This is a genomic window from Streptomyces sp. col6, from assembly GCF_008042035.1.
Taxonomy (GTDB): Bacteria; Actinomycetota; Actinomycetes; order Streptomycetales; family Streptomycetaceae; genus Streptomyces.
Genome location: NZ_RDBL01000005.1, coordinates 32,492 through 47,990 on the forward strand (window position 1 = coordinate 32,492; position 15,499 = coordinate 47,990).

General features: G+C 72.8%; 15 protein-coding genes. 3 read left to right on the forward strand and 12 right to left on the reverse strand.

Annotation, left to right across the window (positions count from 1 at the left end; all coding sequences use genetic code 11):
- The first annotated feature begins 47 nt into the window (after positions 1-47).
- On the forward strand, positions 48-818 hold the full coding sequence (locus tag EAO73_RS03680) for an SDR family oxidoreductase (RefSeq protein WP_224756170.1): 771 nt from the start codon (positions 48-50) through the stop codon (positions 816-818).
- Positions 819-951: 133 nt separating this feature from the next.
- Positions 952-2,460 (forward strand): glycoside hydrolase family 43 protein, encoded by a 1,509-nt coding sequence (locus EAO73_RS03685; RefSeq protein ID WP_147970059.1) that lies wholly within the window; start codon positions 952-954, stop codon positions 2,458-2,460.
- On the opposite strand, the gene EAO73_RS03690 is transcribed toward EAO73_RS03685, so the two are convergent.
- From EAO73_RS03690 to EAO73_RS03745, 12 genes are all read right to left on the reverse strand, one after another.
- Positions 2,457-5,897 (reverse strand): BTAD domain-containing putative transcriptional regulator, encoded by a 3,441-nt coding sequence (locus EAO73_RS03690; protein WP_224756171.1) that lies wholly within the window; start codon positions 5,895-5,897, stop codon positions 2,457-2,459. The genes EAO73_RS03685 and EAO73_RS03690 overlap by 4 nt on opposite strands.
- 5 nt (positions 5,898-5,902) lie before the next feature.
- On the reverse strand, positions 5,903-6,328 hold the full coding sequence (locus EAO73_RS03695) for a hypothetical protein (RefSeq protein ID WP_147970061.1): 426 nt from the start codon (positions 6,326-6,328) through the stop codon (positions 5,903-5,905).
- Positions 6,328-6,750: a TadE/TadG family type IV pilus assembly protein gene (locus tag EAO73_RS03700; RefSeq protein WP_147970062.1), complete on the reverse strand. Its 423-nt coding sequence runs from the start codon at positions 6,748-6,750 to the stop codon at positions 6,328-6,330. Before EAO73_RS03700 ends, EAO73_RS03695 begins: the two co-directional genes overlap by 1 nt.
- Position 6,751: 1 nt before the next feature.
- Complete coding sequence (locus EAO73_RS03705) at positions 6,752-7,159, reverse strand: TadE family protein (RefSeq protein WP_147970063.1); 408 nt, start codon at positions 7,157-7,159, stop codon at positions 6,752-6,754.
- Complete coding sequence (locus EAO73_RS03710) at positions 7,159-7,383, reverse strand: hypothetical protein (RefSeq protein WP_147970064.1); 225 nt, start codon at positions 7,381-7,383, stop codon at positions 7,159-7,161. Before EAO73_RS03710 ends, EAO73_RS03705 begins: the two co-directional genes overlap by 1 nt.
- Positions 7,384-7,487: 104 nt before the next feature.
- Positions 7,488-8,375 carry a hypothetical protein gene (locus EAO73_RS03715; protein WP_147970065.1) on the reverse strand — a complete coding sequence of 296 codons (888 nt, stop codon included), beginning with the start codon at positions 8,373-8,375 and terminating at the stop codon, positions 7,488-7,490.
- Positions 8,372-9,286, reverse strand: a complete 915-nt coding sequence (locus tag EAO73_RS03720) for a type II secretion system F family protein (protein WP_147970066.1) — start codon at positions 9,284-9,286, stop codon at positions 8,372-8,374. Before EAO73_RS03720 ends, EAO73_RS03715 begins: the two co-directional genes overlap by 4 nt.
- Positions 9,283-10,833, reverse strand: a complete 1,551-nt coding sequence (locus EAO73_RS03725; protein WP_147970067.1) for a CpaF family protein — start codon at positions 10,831-10,833, stop codon at positions 9,283-9,285. Before EAO73_RS03725 ends, EAO73_RS03720 begins: the two co-directional genes overlap by 4 nt.
- The gene (locus tag EAO73_RS03730) at positions 10,823-11,677 is read right to left on the reverse strand and encodes a hypothetical protein (RefSeq protein ID WP_147970068.1); all 855 of its coding nucleotides are present in this window, start codon (positions 11,675-11,677) and stop codon (positions 10,823-10,825) included. The genes EAO73_RS03725 and EAO73_RS03730 overlap by 11 nt, the downstream gene beginning before the upstream one ends.
- Complete coding sequence (locus tag EAO73_RS03735) at positions 11,677-12,369, reverse strand: SAF domain-containing protein (RefSeq protein ID WP_147970069.1); 693 nt, start codon at positions 12,367-12,369, stop codon at positions 11,677-11,679. Before EAO73_RS03735 ends, EAO73_RS03730 begins: the two co-directional genes overlap by 1 nt.
- Before the next feature lie 64 nt (positions 12,370-12,433).
- Positions 12,434-13,378: a hypothetical protein gene (locus tag EAO73_RS03740; protein ID WP_147970070.1), complete on the reverse strand. Its 945-nt coding sequence runs from the start codon at positions 13,376-13,378 to the stop codon at positions 12,434-12,436.
- Positions 13,372-13,941 carry a hypothetical protein gene (locus EAO73_RS03745; RefSeq protein WP_147970071.1) on the reverse strand — a complete coding sequence of 190 codons (570 nt, stop codon included), beginning with the start codon at positions 13,939-13,941 and terminating at the stop codon, positions 13,372-13,374. Before EAO73_RS03745 ends, EAO73_RS03740 begins: the two co-directional genes overlap by 7 nt.
- Positions 13,942-14,420: 479 nt before the next feature.
- Here EAO73_RS03745 and EAO73_RS03750 point away from each other — a divergent pair, with 479 nt between their 5' ends.
- Positions 14,421-15,281, forward strand: a complete 861-nt coding sequence (locus EAO73_RS03750; RefSeq protein ID WP_147970072.1) for a hypothetical protein — start codon at positions 14,421-14,423, stop codon at positions 15,279-15,281.
- The last annotated feature ends 218 nt before the right edge of the window (positions 15,282-15,499 follow it).

A 15,499-nucleotide genomic window follows, 5' to 3' on the forward strand; every position in this document is an offset into this window, starting at 1 on the left:
CTGAAGCCATCGAACTTCCCCTCCCTTCAGCTCCGAGGAGTCCTCCCATGGCACTGACCGCCGACCGGCCCACCGCGACGAAGAGCACGACGGCCCCGCAGGCCACCGGCCGGCCGGACCTCGCCGTCCGCTCCCGGCTGGCCGCCTCCGGCTGGGACATCGCCTTCACCTACTGGACCCCCTACGACCGGCGCATGACCTGGGGCGAGGAGCGCGGCGCCCCCGCGGCCATCGAGGCCTCGCTCGCCGCGCACGGCGCCTGCACCGCCGCGATCGAGGCGGACCTGATCGACCCGGACGCCCCCACCCGGATCTTCGACGAGGCCGAGCGCCGGATCGGGCCGGTCACCGCGCTCGTCCTGAGCCACGCCGAGTCGGTGGACTCCGGTCTCCTGGACACCACCCTCGCGAGTTTCGACCGCCACTTCGCGGTGAACGCCCGCGCCACCTGGCTCCTCATCCGGGAGTACGCGCTGCGCTTCCGCGCCCCCGCCGGGACCGGCCGGATCGTCGCGCTCACCAGCGACCACACCGTCGGCAACCTGCCGTACGGGGCCAGCAAGGGCGCCCTGGACCGCATCACCCTGGCCGCCGCGCGCGAACTGGCCCACCTCGGGGTCACCGCCAACGTCATCAACCCGGGCCCGGTGGACACCGGCTGGATGAGCGAGGAGCTGGCGGACCTGATCCGCCGGGACACCCCGCTGGGCCGCCTGGGCACCCCGCAGGACACCGCGCACCTGGTCGACTTCCTCTGCTCGCCGCAGGGCCAGTGGGTCAACGGCCAGCTGCTCAAGAGCAACGGGGGTTCGGCGTAGGGCGGAGCCACCCCTTGTCGTGCGCGCGGCCGGTCATTAGGGTCACCCCGGTCACCCCGTTGTCGAAGCGCTTCGACGAAGCGCTTCGACAACGCCTTCGGCCGCACGCGCGCGACGCACAGGAACGGATGCCATGCCAGTCCGAGACCAGACGGGCACAACCGTCAGCAACCCGGTGATCCCCGGATTCCACCCCGACCCGAGCGTCTGCCGGGTCGGGGAGGACTACTACCTGGCGTGCTCCAGCTTCGAGTACTTCCCGGGCATCCCGCTGTTCCACAGCCGCGACCTGGTCCACTGGACGCAGATCGGCAACGTCCTGGACCGGCCGGAGCAGTTGCACCTGACCGCGGACACCCGGGCCTCCGGCGGCATCTACGCGCCGACGCTCCGCCACCACGACGGCCGCTTCTGGCTGGTCGTCACCAACGTCGAGGTGGGGAACCTGCTGTTCACCACCACCGACCCGGCGGGCCCCTGGTCCGACCCGGTCCCGCTCCCCGGGGTCCCCGGCATCGACCCCGACCTGGCCTGGGACGAGGACGGCACCTGCTGGTGCACCGTGGCCGGGGTCTCCCAGGTCCGCATCGACCCGCACACCGGCGAGACCTCCGGCGAACCCCGGCGCATCTGGTCCGGCGCGCCCGGGGCGAAGGCGCCCGAGGCCCCGCACCTGTACCGGATCGGCGACCACTGGTACCTGGTCATCGCGGAGGGCGGCACCGAGCGCGGCCACGCCGTGTCCGTCGCGCGCGGCCCCTCGCCCGCCGGCCCGTTCGAGCCCTGCCCGGACAACCCGGTCCTCACCCACCGGGGCCGCGAGCACCCGATCCAGAACACCGGCCACGGCGACCTGGTGCAGGGGCCCGACGGCTCCTGGTGGCTGGTGCTGCTCGGGGTGCGGCCGGGCGGCGGCACTCCCGGCTGGCACGTGCTCGGCCGGGAGACTTTCCTGGCGCCGGTGACCTGGGTGGACGGCTGGCCCGTCGTCGGTGAGGTCTCCACCGAACTCGCGTCTCCGCCTTGGCCGTTGGAGCCCGCTCCCGCCGCGCGGGACCGGGACGACTTCGACCTGGCGGAGCCGCGCCCGTACTGGATCTCGCCGCGCCGCTCGACCGCCGGACGGGCCGGTACGAAGGAGCGGCCCGGCTGGCTGACGCTGCACGGGCGGGGCGGCACACTGGACGACCCGGACGCCGTGTTCACCGGCCGCCGCCAGCAGCACCTGTCGTGCCGGACCCGGACGCTGGTGGACGCGGCGGACGGGCACGGCGGGCTCGCGGTGCGCCTCGACGAGGCGCACCACTACGCGGTCGAGGCGGGCGGCGGTGAGATCCGGCTGGTCGCCCGGATCGGCCCGCTGCGCACGGTGGTGGCGTCCCGCCCGGCGCCCGCCGGCCCGGTGGTCCTCGGGATCGACGTCGTGCCCACGCGGGCCCCGGCCGGCCCCTGCACGGGGCCGGACACGGTGTCCCTGGGCGTCGAGGAGCCGGACGGCGCGTTCGCCGTGCTCGGCTCCCTCGACGGGCGGTACCTCTCCACGGAGGTGGCCGGCGGCTTCACCGGCCGGGTGATCGGCCTGTACGCCGCGAGCGGCACCGTCCACTTCGACTGGTTCGCGTACGAACCCCTGGACGGCTAGGCGGCCGAGCTGCTGCCCACCTCGGGTGCGTCCGGCAGGGCCTTGAGGATGTCCCGGAGGAGGTCGATGGTCTCGTCCTCCGCGTCGGTCCCCAGCTCCTCGTTGAGCTGGTTGAGCCGGTCCGCCGCCTCGATGACGGCGGCCCGGTCGCCGCGCGCCGCGTGGGCCCGGAACAGGTCCCGGGAGAGCAGCTCGCTCTCGGGGGACGCGACCATGCCGCGCGAAGCCGCCGCGACCGCGCCGGTGAGGTCACCGGCCGCCAGGCACCGCTCCGCCAGCTCGTGGGCGACGTCCACGACCGCCGAGACCATGTCGTGGAACATGGTGTCCGCCCACAGGTAGTTGCGCGGGTTGGTCCCCGCGAACGGGCTGCCCTGGATCAGCGACAGCGCCTGGGCCAGCGCGGTGTCGGCGGCGGCACCCCTGGCGTGCATGCCCTCCCGGTACAGGTCCTGGAAGTCCAGCCAGTCGCACCGCACGTACGGGGCGAAGGCGTACCGCCCGTCCGTCACGAACGGCAGATAGGACTGCCCGCCCACCCAGGCACGCAGCTTGCTCATGTTGGAGTTGCGCAGCGAGTGCCCGACATCGCGGCCGGGCCAGATCGCCGCGTCCAGCGCCTGGTGCTCCAGGCCCGGGTGCAGGACGAGCCAGGCCGCCATCTCGGTCAGCCGGCCGCGGCGGTTGGACTCGACGGGGCCCTCGGCCGACACCAGCTCCACCGGCCCGAGCACCCGGATGTACGGGTGGGCCGGCGCCGGCGCGGTCGCGGCGATCGTTTCCTCCACGGGGACGACGTCCATCGGATTCTCGTCCTTCCCGACGGCCTCCGGTTCCGGGGCCGCCATGACGGCGAGCGTGAGTCGTGGGTCCTGCGGCCGGGCCCAGGTGGGCGTCGGCTCGTCCATGGGCCGCTCGGTGACCGCCATCAGCTCCAGCAGGCTCGCGTACTGGGCGGGTTCGAGACGTTGCAGCATCACTTCGAGGTCCGTCTCCGGAATGCGTACGACGACACCGGGCGCGGCGGCGACCGTCCAGGTGTCCGGCAGCCCGAGCGCCTCGTCGGCGCTCGTCACCGCGGCCAGCGAGGTGCGCGGCTGCGCCGCCGTCAGGTCGAGCAGGTCGCGCGCGCTCTCGTCCGAGCCGGACAGCGGCAGGGCGCAGAGCACGATCTGCGGGGCCCAGGCGTCCCCGCCGGTCCCCAGCAGCCGCGCCTCGCTCAGGCTGCCGGCCCCGCTCTCCTCCAGCGCCCGCCGCTGCGCCTCGTCGTGGCTCCGCAGGCCGGTGACCGCGGCCGCCAGGGTGGCGTGGTGCACGATGCGGCCGGGGAACGCGTCCTTCAGCTCCTCCCCGAAGCCGACCAGGCGGATCGTGTGCTCGGCGTGCAGGGAGTCGGACGCCAGCTCCACGGCCAGCGCCAGCAGGATGGACCGGACGTCGTCCGCCTCGCCGTCGAGCCGGAGCATGCCGATCCGCTCCAGGTCGACCAGCACCGGGAACCCCTCGAAGCTCGTGCCGAGGCTGATCAGCGCGGGGTACGGCAGCGCGGTCTCCGACGCCTCCTCGGCCGGCAGCAGCGCGTCGGTGTCCTTCGGGCACCACCAGATCTCGTCCCCGCTGACCACGGGCGTGAACGGCCGTACGGGGACAGCCGGTTCGCAGAGGTGGAGGGCGGTGCCGTCCGGGGTGATGACCACGGCGTCGAGCTGCGGCAGCGGCGTCTCGTCCCGGGCCAGCTCGGCGGAGAGCGTGCGCAGGGCCCGGTCCAGCAGGTCCAGCCCCTCGGGCAGATCCGCCGAGGCCACCCGCATGTCCCGTTCCAGCACGGCGGCGTCGCCGTCGGGCAGCGCGATGCGGCGCCGGGGGCGCCGACGACGCTGCTGCACGATGCGGCGGGTACCGAGCACACCGAGCACCCCGGCGGCGAGCAGCGCGCCGATCCCGGCGCCCTGACGCACGGAGATGCCACCGTCGTCGTCCCCCTCGTCCACGGCCCCGGCGGGCCCGGCGGCGTCGGGCTTCTCCTGCCCCCCGGGAGAGGCGGACTCAGCGGGCGCGGGCTTGGCGGACTCGGCGGGCTTGGCGGACTCCTCCGGCTTCGGCTTCGCGGACTCGGCCGGCTTGGCGGACTCGGCGGGCTTGGCGGACTCGGCGGGCTTCGGCTTCGCGGACTCAGCAGGCTTGGCCGACTCCTCAGGCTTCGGCTTCGCCGTCTCCGCAGGCTTCGCGGGCGCCGGCTTGGCCGACTCGGCCGGCTTCGGCTTCGCGGACTCAGCAGGCTTGGCCGACTCCTCAGGCTTGGGCTTCGCCGTCTCCGCAGGCTTCGCGGGCGCCGGCTTGGCCGACTCGGCCGGGTGGGCCGACTCCTCGGGCTTGGGCTTCGCGGACTCCGCGGGCTTCGGCTTCGCCGATTCCGCCGGCTTCGCGGGCGCCGTCTCCGCCGGCTTGGCCGGCTGCGGCTTGGCCGGTGACGGGCGGGCCGTCTCGTCCGGCTGCGGGTCCGCGGGCGAAGGCTTCGCCGGCTCCGCCGGCCTCGGCTTCGCCGGGCCCGTCTCGTCCGGGCCGGCGTCCGGCAGCTTCAGCTTCTGGCCGGGGATGATCAGGTCCGGGTTGGTGAACGTGCCGCCACCGGGCAGCGAAGCCCCCCGGTTGAGGTCGAAGATCTCCGTATAGCGGGCGGGGTCGCCGAGTTCGCGGTCGGCTATCGCGCCCAGCGAGTCGCCGGGCCGTACGGTCGCGGTCTCACCGGAGGGCGCCGAGTCGTGGGCCGAGGCGCCCGTACCGGCCGGCATCCGCAGCTTCCAGCCGGGCTGGAGGAAGCCTTGGGCGTGGAAGACGGTGCCGTCCGTCATCACCCGGCCCTCGTTGAGCGTGGCGATCTCGTGCCAGCGATTGCCGTCGCCCAGCCGCTGCTCGGCGATGCTCCACAGGCTCTCCGCGGGGCGTACGTCCCGCACGGTGTACGCGTCGGCCGACGCGGCCTGCTGCGTGGTGCGGGCGTCCGACGCGTGCGCGGTGTCCGTGGTGCCGGTGTGCGCGTACGACTGCGTGACGGAGACCGGCGCGGCGGCCGGTGAGGCGAAGGCCGAACCGGCCGTCGGCAGGAGCACCAGGATGCCGCCGATCAGCGTCGCGGCGGCCCGCTGGCTCGCCCCGAGGCCGCTCAGCCTGCGGACCGTACGCCCGCGCAACTGGGCCGGGATCTCCAGCAGGACGGAGAAGGTGAAGCCCGCCCAGCCGACCCAGCCGGCGGCGGCGAGCAGGAGGAGGAAGGCGCCCCCGGTGTCCTGCCGGGAGAACAGGTGGGTCAGGTCCTCGACCCCGTTGTCGAGCACGATCCCGGTCGCCCACCACAGCAGCACCGGCAGTCCCACGAGCAGCGCCGCCAGAACGACGAGGCTCAGCAGGGCCCGTATCAGATTGCGAACCGTACGCACCGCGATCACGACCCTTCGGGGGCGACGACACCGTGGATGAGCGTGGCGTGCCCCTCACCGTGGACGGACATGGAGGAAATACCGACGACTGTCAGGAAGCGCGTGGTGTACGTGCCGGTCACGGTGACCGTCACGCGCTTCCCGTCGGGTGACACCGTCGCGCTGCCCCGCGCCCCGGCCGCCGAGAGGTACGCGGCGGCGGCGGCACGCGCGGCGGCGGGCTGGGCGACGACGGCCTTGCCCGGGATCGCCTGGGCGGGGTCGATGGCCTGGCCTCCGGCGCGCGCGGCCTCCATGGCGACGGCGTCGGCCCGTTCCGTGGCGCGCAGCTTGCCGCCGCCGTCGACGGTGATCCCGATGACGGCGAGGAGGGCCACGGTGATGATGGCGCTGTAGACGGCGATCCCGCCGCGGTCGTCGTACGTACGCATCAGTCGCGCTCCCGGTACGCGTCGACCGCGGAGGTGAACGTCGACGTGAGGGTGTGGCTGCCGGGTGCGCCCGGCAGCATCAGGTCGGACAGCGGAACGGTGCAGGCCACCGTGACCCGGACCGTACCGACAGTGCCCAGCGGGGCGTTGAGCCCCGACGCGTCCACGCTGACGCGCGTACCGGAGCACTTGAGGCCCTGGTCCGCCAGCGTCTCCTGGGCGGCGGACAGGGCGTTGCTCCGCGCGGCACCGGCGGTACGCGAGATGGACGCCTCGCGCGCCGCGTCCTCGGCGGCGGCGTCCACCTTGTTGCCCGCGGTCACCACCCGGCCGCCGGCGAGGGCCAGGCAGAGAAAAATGATCATCAACGGCGTGACGATCGCCGCTGAGATCGCCTCGCTCCCCCGGTCGTCCCAGTTCACTTCATCCCCCGGTCGTCCAGCGCTCCACCGGTCCGGACGCGCTCTGTGTGATCGTCAGTCCCGGCACGCCGGGCAGCAGTGACGGCGCCCGGCCCGTGACCTGTATCCGGATGCGCTCGGCCGAACTTCCCCCCGTGGAAACGGACGGACCGAGCAGCGTGTTGCCCGCGATCCGGCCGAGCACGTCCTGCGCGCGCGCCGCGCCGGCGCCCGGCCCGGACTCGTAGACCCGTGCCGCGGCGACGCCTTCGCGGGCGGCGGTCAGGGCCACGTTCCGCGCGTAGTACCAGAGCGACACCTGCACCACGGCGATCGTCAGCAGGATGATGAACGGGAAGACGATCGCCATCTGGACCGAGGTGTCGCCGCGGTCGTCAAGCGACCGGCGCGCGACGACCGCGGGCTTCATCAGATGCCCGCCAGCTTGCCGTTGTACCTGCTGATGACCGTCGCGATGGTGCCGGCGATGAGCAGGGCGCCCGTCACGGCGGCGACCCAGATGATCACCGTGGTGATGCTGACGTCACCGCGGTCGGGGTCCTTGGCACCCTGCTCGACACGGTCGGCCAGCACGGCCAGGACCATGGTCAGGGATACAGCGGCCCGGTTCGTGAGCCTGTTGATCGCGTTCATGCTGTGAGCCCCCTCGTTCCTTCTCTTCGTGTGCGTCGACTCCCTTGTGGGAAGACGCCGTTGTCCCTGGCGCCGGTTCAGCCCGTCGCCAGCTGTTACCGCTGTTACGTGGTCATGATGTTGATCACCGCGGGGAAGGCGACCATCAGCATCACGAGCACCGCGAGGAGCGCGCCGGGGGCGGTCATCTTCTCGCTGTCCTCGTTGGCCTCGCTCGCCTGCTTGGCCAGCAGTTCGGTGCGCAGCGACTTGGACCGCGCCCGCAGCGTCGTGTAGACCGCCGCGCCGTCGTGGGCCGACATCCGCATGATCTCGGCAACGTCCTCCAGAACCGGCAGGTCCAGCTCCTCCGTGAGCCGCACCAGCGCCTCCCACGGCGGGACCTTGTCCACCCGGGCCCGCATCATCGCCTCCTGGAGCCGGGTGAAGGCCCAGCCCTTGCCGATGGCGGCGGCCCGCTCCAGTGCCTCGGTCGGCCCGGAGTCGGCGGCCCGCTTGAGCGCGACGAGGTCGAGGTAGGCGGCGATCGCGTGCGAGAACTCCTCGCGCGCCCGCCTCGCCTGGTCCCGTACGGACAGGTCCGGCATGAACCAGAGCAGCGCGCCGAGCACCAGACCCACGACGACCGGGAGGTAGATCGGTACCCCGAGCCCCATCAGCGTCCAGGCACCGACGACGAGCGGCGGGATCAGCAGCCCCGAGCCCGCCAGGGCCGCCTTGAGCAGGAGGAACCGCTCGGGGGTCTGTCCGACCAGCGCGAGGTCCTTGCGGGGAATGGTGACCCCCGGCAGCCCCTGGAGGTGCTCCACCAGCCACGCCCCCCACAGGTCGTCGCGCGTGGTGGGCCGGGTGGCGGAGGGGTCCGGCGCGGTGGCGTTCAGACGCCGCAGGCTGGACGCCAGGTCGGGCTGGGGCCTGACCAGTTCGCGGATGAGCAGGGCGAGGCCGCCGCCCACGGCGAGGCCCGAGAAGATCGCGGCCGGGGGTATCACGACTGGGCCTCCTGGAGGGGGTCGGCCGGTTCCGGCAGCTTGACCCGGCTGCGCGGGTCGGCGATCAGGAACCGGGCCACCGGGCGGTGGTCGGCCAGCGCGCGCATCCAGACCAGCACCCCGGCGAAGCCGCCCGCGAGCACGCCCAGGACGAGCTGGCCGAGGAGGGTGCCGTAGGGCGCGGTGTAGCTGGGGACCAGGAATCCGGCCCCGACCACGCAGAGCGTGATGATGGTCATCCACCGCACGGTGGTACGCGGCTTGGCCCGGTCGGCCTCGATCTGGCGGCGCTTGGCGACCTCTTCGCGTACCGCTTCGGACAGGTCCTCCAGCGCCTGGGCGAGGCCGGGGCCCCGGTCGGAGGCGCAGAGCATCAGCGCGGCGAGGACCTTGTCGGCGGTGACGTCGTCGAGTGCGTCCGCGAACGACTCCAGCGCCTCGGCGGGCCGCCAGCCCACCTGGAGGCGGTCGGCGAGGTCGGCGATCTCGTGCTCCAGCTCGCTGGGAGCGCCGCGCCGGCTGGCGATCATCGCCTGCTCCAGGCCCATGCCGAGCCGCAGCACGTCGGCCAGGCGCTGGGTCCACTCGCCGAGCGCCTCCAGCTTGTCGATGCGCACTTCGGCGTTCTTCGTGGGCGACAGCAGCCAGGGCACCCCGACCACGGCGGCGCCGACGAGCAGCCCGCCGGTGAAGACGCCGGTGATGACCCAGACGGCCAGGCCGATGACACCACCGGCCGCCCAGCGGGTCCGGCGCCGCATGGCCACGTCGTGCGCCACGCTCCCGCCGAGGCCCTTGCGCGAGCGGCGGGCCGGGCGCGGAGCCGTCGTACCGATCAGGCCGGTCACCACACCCACCAGGCCGCCGGCGACGGCGAGTCCGGCGAGCACCCACATCAGCATGAGGTTCATCCGGCCATCACCTGGAGGTCCAGCGGACGCGGCCAGGAGCCGCGCGGGTTGTCGAGGAGGTGGACGGGGAAGCCGACGCGGACCAGGTCCTCCAGGCAGGCGGGGTGCATGTGCGGCACGGCCCTCGGCTCGCCGGGGCGGGGCGCGAAGATCCGGTTGGTGGCGGGGCGGCCGTTCTCGCCCATGCCGGTGACCTCCAGGACGTGCGAGACGAACCGGTGGCGCTTGCCCTCGATCCGGGTCTCGTCGCGCATGGAGACGAACACGATGAAGTCGAGCCCGTTGGCCGCCTGACGGTAGGCCAGCTGCTCGGTCATGTTGTCCTGGGCCAGCAGGTACAGCTCGGCGATGCGGTCGAAGACGATCTCGGGGCGGCGGGCGTGGATCGTGCAGAGGTTGCCGCCCTTGCCGTTGGTCATCGCCTGCATCATGGCGACGATCTCCTGGCCGCGGACCTCCCCGACGACCACCCGGGACAGCGACATGCGCAGCGCGCGGTGGATGAGGTCGAGCAGGGTGATCTCGCCCGCGCCCCGGCCGTCGGAGCCGCGTTCGCCGTTGGACTCGCGGGACTCCATGGGCACGACCTGGCGGTGGAACCCGTTGGTGTGCGCGAAGAGTTCGAACTCGGTCTCGATGGTGGCGAAGCGCTCGTCCGGGTCGATCTCCTTGAGCAGGGCGCGCAGCAGCGAGGTCTTCCCCACCGCCTGCTCGCCCGTGATCATGATGTTCTTCTCGGCCCGCACGGCGGCCGCGAGGAAGGTGGCCAGGGTCTCGTCGATGGCGCCGAGCCGCATCATGCCTTCCAGGTCCACGTCCTTGACGCGGTGCCTGCGGATGGTGACGAAGGTCTTCGGGGTGACGCCGGTGACCGCCTGCAGACGGGAGCCGTCGGCGAGGCGCAGCGCGAGGAACGGGTCGGCGGTGGACAGGGTCCGCTCGCTCTGGCCGGTGCGGCGGGCCAGGTCCCGGAGCATCTCCTGGAGTTCCTCGTCGGAGTCGGCGACGGGCGCGACCCGGACGCGCTCGCTGTCGCCGTAGTCGAGCCACACCTCGTCGTAGCCGTTGATGAGGATGTTCTCGACGCGCTCGTCGTCCAGGTACGGCTGGAGGCGGCCGGCCCGGAAGAGCATGTCGTAGACGGCGGAGGCGAGGGCGGCGTCCTCGGCCTGGGTGGTGCTCGCCCCGCGTTCCACGGCGATGGCGTCGGACCAGACGGCGACGGCTTCGTTGATGAGGGCCCGGCCGCGCTGGGCCTGGGACTCGGGGCTCATCCGGGCCGACGACTTGATCTCCTGGGCGAGCCGGTCGGCGACCCGCTTCTTGATCTCGCCGGCGACCCGGTGGTCGACGGTGGCCTGCGGCAGCCGGGACTCACCGAGCGCGTGGATCGAGGACACCCCGGCGGCGGGCCGCTGGGTGCGCGGGTCGGTGCGGGGCTGCTCGGTGCGGGGCGGGCCGAAGCTGCCACGCTTGAGCATGACGGTGTGTTCGGCGGCCGGGTTGGGATGCATCACCGGGTCGGGATGCAAGGGGTTAGCGCGCACGGGCCATCTCCCCTTCTCCGTACGGTCCTTGACTGGTGTAGGGCCCCGGGCCGCGGGGCGCGAGGCGGTCGCGGCGCAGGGCCACCCGCTCGCGCAGCGGTCCGGTGACCGCGCGGGCGGCGCGCATCAGGTCGGAGCGGGCGAACCGGCTGCCGCCGTCGACGCCGTCGGACAGCACCTCGGCCTGCTTGGGCCGCCACGGCATCGAGCCCAGCACCGGCACGCCGAGCACCTTCTCGACCTCGCCCGGCTTGTACGGCCCGCCCTCGACCAGGAGCACGGCGAGCGCGTCCGCGCCCGTACCGCCCGGCCCGGCGAGCGACTTGCGCAGCGCCTCGACGCGCACCTGCGCGCTCTGGATGCCGCGCAGGGTGTTGCGGACCACCATCACCACGACGTCCGCCCGCTTGGCGAGCACCGCCGAGGTGCCGAACGCGCCGCGCCGGCCGAGGTCGACCAGGACGTCGTGCTGGTGGTCCTCGATCCTCGCGAACAGCTCGGCCAGGCTCCCCCAGGCGGGGTCGAGGCCGGCGGCCTGCGCCGGGTCGGTGATCCCGGGCAGCAGGAGCCGGCTGCTGCTCTCGTCCTCGGAGATGTCGACGAGCTGCCGCCAGAACGCCTCGACCAGTTCGTCCTTCCGCTGGGCCACGGCGAGGTTGCGCAGCCCGTAGCGCGCGTCCATGCGGCCCTGGAGGGCGCCCGCCAGCACGGCCCCGCCGTCGGGGTCGCACTCGGCGAGGATCAGCCGGCGCCCCGGGTCCAGGGGCCAGGCCAGCAGCAGCGCGAGCGCCGTGCTGGTCACCCCCGGGGCCCCGGTCCCGCCGGCCAGCGCGATGACGGACATCAGGAACCGCTCCCGCTCTTCACGACGATCGCGACCCGGCCGGTGGCGGCCCGCGCCGCGAGGGCCGGTCCGTCGGTCGCCGGGACGGCCACGTCGATGGTGGCGACCCCGGTCGCGTCGGCGGTGTCGCCGACCGCGACGACGGTGGCCGCGATGGTCTGCGGCGGGGCGTCGGCCACGTCGTCGTTCTCGCCCGGGGTGCTGACGATGAGCACCTTGCGCCCCGGGAACAGCCCGGAGGTGGGCCGCTGGGACGGCTTCGTGGCGATGCCGACGAGGGTGTCGCCCTCCTTGAGGAGGCTCTTGTCCGTGTACTGGTCGCGGGCGAGCAGGGCGCCCGGGGTCAGCGCGACCGCGGCCCGCTTGCCGACGACGCCGCCCCGGTCCGCCGCCCTGACCGGCTTGAGGGCCGGGTCCAGGGATATGGAGACCTCGGTGAGGTCGCTGTCCTCGATGACCTCGCCGGCCGCCACCTCGTGGCTGACCGCGAGCACGTCGGTGCGCTCGCCGGTCGCCGTGAACAGCAGCGCGCCGGAGAGTCCGCCGACCGCGGTCAGCGCGAGGGACAGCGCGATCAGGGCCGGCCGGCGCCGCCGCTGCTTCAGTGCCCGCGGCGGCGCCACCGGGGTGGCGCCGCCGGGGATGCCGGGCCCGCCCTGCACGGGCGGGGCGGCGGTCTTCGTCCTGCTCAATGGGTGCCTCCAGCAGTGCTTGCGCTGCTCTCGCTCGTCATCGGCGCATACCGCTCACCGGTCATCAGCCGACGACCTGGAGCTCGCCGATGCCCACGGTGGTGGCGGACTCGCGGGTCTCGGTCAGGTCGCCGCTCTCACCGCCGCCCTCCCAGTGGATGGTCCAGGTGGATGTGGCGGTGACCTTGAACTTGTTGCCGGACTTGCCGCGCGAGGTGTGGCGGTAGACGTGCCCGCAGTCGGGCGACTCCCGCTTCCCGTACGACGCCTGGTAGGGCTCGCCGGGCTTGTTACAGGTGACGGAGGAGCCGTCGCCCATGTTCCACACGACCTTCGACACCTTTGCGGTCGCGGTGACCGTGACGGCGCCCGCGGTGACGCTCTTGACCTGGGGCCCGGTGGTGTTCGGATGCTGCTTGTTCCACATCCACACGGGCAGGCCGACCAGCCCGGTCCGGCCCGGCTCCGGCGCGATGCCGATGTCGGCGCCCTTCAGCGTCATCTGGGCGACCGCGCGCTCCGCCAGCTCCGCCGGCGTCGGCCCGGCGTCCTTGCCGATCTCACCGTTGGGGAAGAACGTGTCCCGGGGTACGAAGGTACCGGCGCCCTTGTACGGGAAGTCGGGGCAGGACGTGGGGCGGTAGATGTCGCCCTCGTCGGGCTTGTGGTCGCCCCATGTCATGTAGTCGTCGGCCGGGGGCTGCGGTTCGAGGAGTTTCCAGTAGCAACTGGTGTTCCAGTACCCGAGCGACGGGACGTAGCAGGGAATCTCCTGGCCGTTCTCCCGGTGGCAGGCCGAACCGCCGCCCGAGCCGCCTCCCGTGCCACCACCGGAACCGCCGTCGTCACCGGGGTCGCCCGGGTCCTCGGCCGTGATGTCGCACTTCGGAGCGCCGGGCGGGCACTTCACGCCAGTGTCCGCCACGGCCGCCTGCGTGCCGGCCATCATCAGCGCGCCGGCGGCCAGAGCCGCGAGCGCACCCCGTACGTACCGTCCGGCGGTCAGCATGCCCGGTCCTTGTCGATCGTGTAGTCGGTGATCCGCCAGCCGCCCTTGCCGTCCTTGGCGGTGGTCGCCTCGACGGTCCAGGGATGCCGGTCGCCTTCCTTCGCCCTAGCAATGGGCTTGCCCGACGACCGCTGCACCAGAACACCGGTCATGTCGACACAGTCCTCGATCGTGGCGGTGTGGACCGAGGAGGCGACATCGATGGCGGAGACCTTCGGTGCCGTGTCCGGCCCCCCCTTGAAGGCGAGGCCGTTCGCGTTGTAGTAGGTGAAGGTCTCGATGATCATCGCGGCGGCGTCGCCGGTCGTGTAGTCACGCAGCTTCGCGTTCTTCATACTGCCCGAGGAGTACGCCTCGACCTGCACGTCCCACATCCCGCGGTACGCCGCCAGTGCGTCGCGCCCGGCCGCCGCGCGCTCCTTCTTGCCGTCGTCCTTGCTTGCGCTCGGCGTCGGCTCGGCGGACTTGCCGCCCCCCGACGAACCGCAGCCCGTGGCCAGTACGAGGAGGCACGCCGCCGCCCCCGCACAGGCCATGAGGCCGGACTTCTTCCCCCGTGCCATCGGACCCCCCTGGTCATGCTCCGTCGCGTCGCACTGTCGTCTGCATCCGGAAAGTGATGTGCCGTCATTCTGCATCAAGCCACTGCGGCGTAGAGGCGCCGTTCTGTCACAACTATGTCCGACTGCAGTGACAGCAGGACCGGTTGGGTGCCCGGGTGTGAGCAGAATCGGATCACCTCACCTGCCACACCGATCACTTCACCCACACCGTGACACATCAGACGGGAACGGCGCACGGCGATATCGGCCTACTTGAACCCACCGGCAGCCGAAGCATTCCAGCCACTACGGCCGAAGTGCGTCCACCGTCAATAACCGTGTGACATGCCGTGGTTGGCCGGTCAAGATCTTGTCCAGCCCGCCTCCGGGGCGGTATCCGCCCTTGACCGGCACGCATCACCGCACGGTCAAGGGGGTGGTCAAGGGGTGAGGAGCACCATCAGCCGTGTTCCGCAGCACGTCCAGGGGGAGACCATCCAATGCGCACCGACGCACCACGCACCAGCACGCCGCGCCTCAGCGGCGAAGGACTCGTGGGCCGCCTCAACACCGAGTGGGCGCGCCTGAGCCAGGACGAATCACTCCGGCTGCACCTGCGCCATTGGTACGGCGACCCGTCGCTCACCGGTCCGCAGCCCGTGCTCGACACCCTGCGCACCTGCCGGACCGTGAGCGCCCAGGACCGCATCCTGCTGCCGCTGCTCCGGGCGGCCGTCGCGGGCGGCCCCGGCTCCCAGCTGGCCGCGCGCACCGTGGTGCAGACGATGCTCCCGAAGGCGATACGCATAGCCCGCAGCCAGCTGCGCCCGCAGTACGACTGGGAGGAGACGGTCTCCCTCACGGTCGGCGCCCTCTACGAGGTCATCCGCACCTACCCCGTCCACCGCCGGGCCCGCCGCATCGCCGCCAATCTCGCTCTGGACACACTGAGCCTGACGCAGCGTCTGATCGGGCACGACGCGACAGCCGTACCCCTTGACCCCGACCGCACCGCCGGGCTCTCCGCCTCCGACTCCTGCCCCGCCTCCCAGGCCGAACTGACCCTGCTCCTCGCGCGGGCCGGCGAGTACCGCCTGCTCGCCGAGGACGAGCCGGGGCACGCGGCCGGCTGGGACGCCCGTGCCGAACTCGTCGAACTCCTCGTCTGGGCACTCGAATCGGGCGCCCTGGATGTCGAGGACGCCCGCCTCATCACGGGCTACTACCGCGACCGCCCGGCCTCCCATCCGGTCACCCCGCACCCCTCCGCGCGGGACGGGGCCCGCCAGCGCCAGCGCCGCAGCAGGGCCGTCCGCCGGCTCACGGTTGCCGCCTCTGACAGGTTCGCAACAGCGAAGTGACGAACCAGTGACACAAGTCACCCAGGATGTAGCTCAGTTGGCGTCACACCCGTACGGCCGGAGTCACCTCCCCCGTACGCGCCCGGTATCCCGCCCAGCGCACCACCCACCGAAAGGCTCCGGAGGACCCCCGTGACCACCAGCACCACCGCGTCCTCGGACGAGGACGGACGCGACGTCGTCGATCCCCGGCACCCGGTGCTGTGGACCGCTCAGGG

What these genes read in the sequence shown, in the direction of transcription:
- EAO73_RS03680 (WP_224756170.1), top strand. Translation starts at nt 48, where the DNA reads ATGGCACTGACCGCCGACCGGCCCACCGCGACGAAGAGCACGACGGCC.
- EAO73_RS03685 (WP_147970059.1), top strand. Translation starts at nt 952, where the DNA reads ATGCCAGTCCGAGACCAGACGGGCACAACCGTCAGCAACCCGGTGATC.
- EAO73_RS03695 (WP_147970061.1), bottom strand. Translation starts at nt 6,328, where the DNA reads ATGCGTACGTACGACGACCGCGGCGGGATCGCCGTCTACAGCGCCATC.
- EAO73_RS03705 (WP_147970063.1), bottom strand. Translation starts at nt 7,159, where the DNA reads ATGAAGCCCGCGGTCGTCGCGCGCCGGTCGCTTGACGACCGCGGCGAC.
- EAO73_RS03710 (WP_147970064.1), bottom strand. Translation starts at nt 7,383, where the DNA reads ATGAACGCGATCAACAGGCTCACGAACCGGGCCGCTGTATCCCTGACC.
- EAO73_RS03720 (WP_147970066.1), bottom strand. Translation starts at nt 9,286, where the DNA reads ATGAACCTCATGCTGATGTGGGTGCTCGCCGGACTCGCCGTCGCCGGC.
- EAO73_RS03730 (WP_147970068.1), bottom strand. Translation starts at nt 11,677, where the DNA reads ATGTCCGTCATCGCGCTGGCCGGCGGGACCGGGGCCCCGGGGGTGACC.
- EAO73_RS03740 (WP_147970070.1), bottom strand. Translation starts at nt 13,378, where the DNA reads ATGCTGACCGCCGGACGGTACGTACGGGGTGCGCTCGCGGCTCTGGCC.
- EAO73_RS03745 (WP_147970071.1), bottom strand. Translation starts at nt 13,941, where the DNA reads ATGGCACGGGGGAAGAAGTCCGGCCTCATGGCCTGTGCGGGGGCGGCG.
- EAO73_RS03750 (WP_147970072.1), top strand. Translation starts at nt 14,421, where the DNA reads ATGCGCACCGACGCACCACGCACCAGCACGCCGCGCCTCAGCGGCGAA.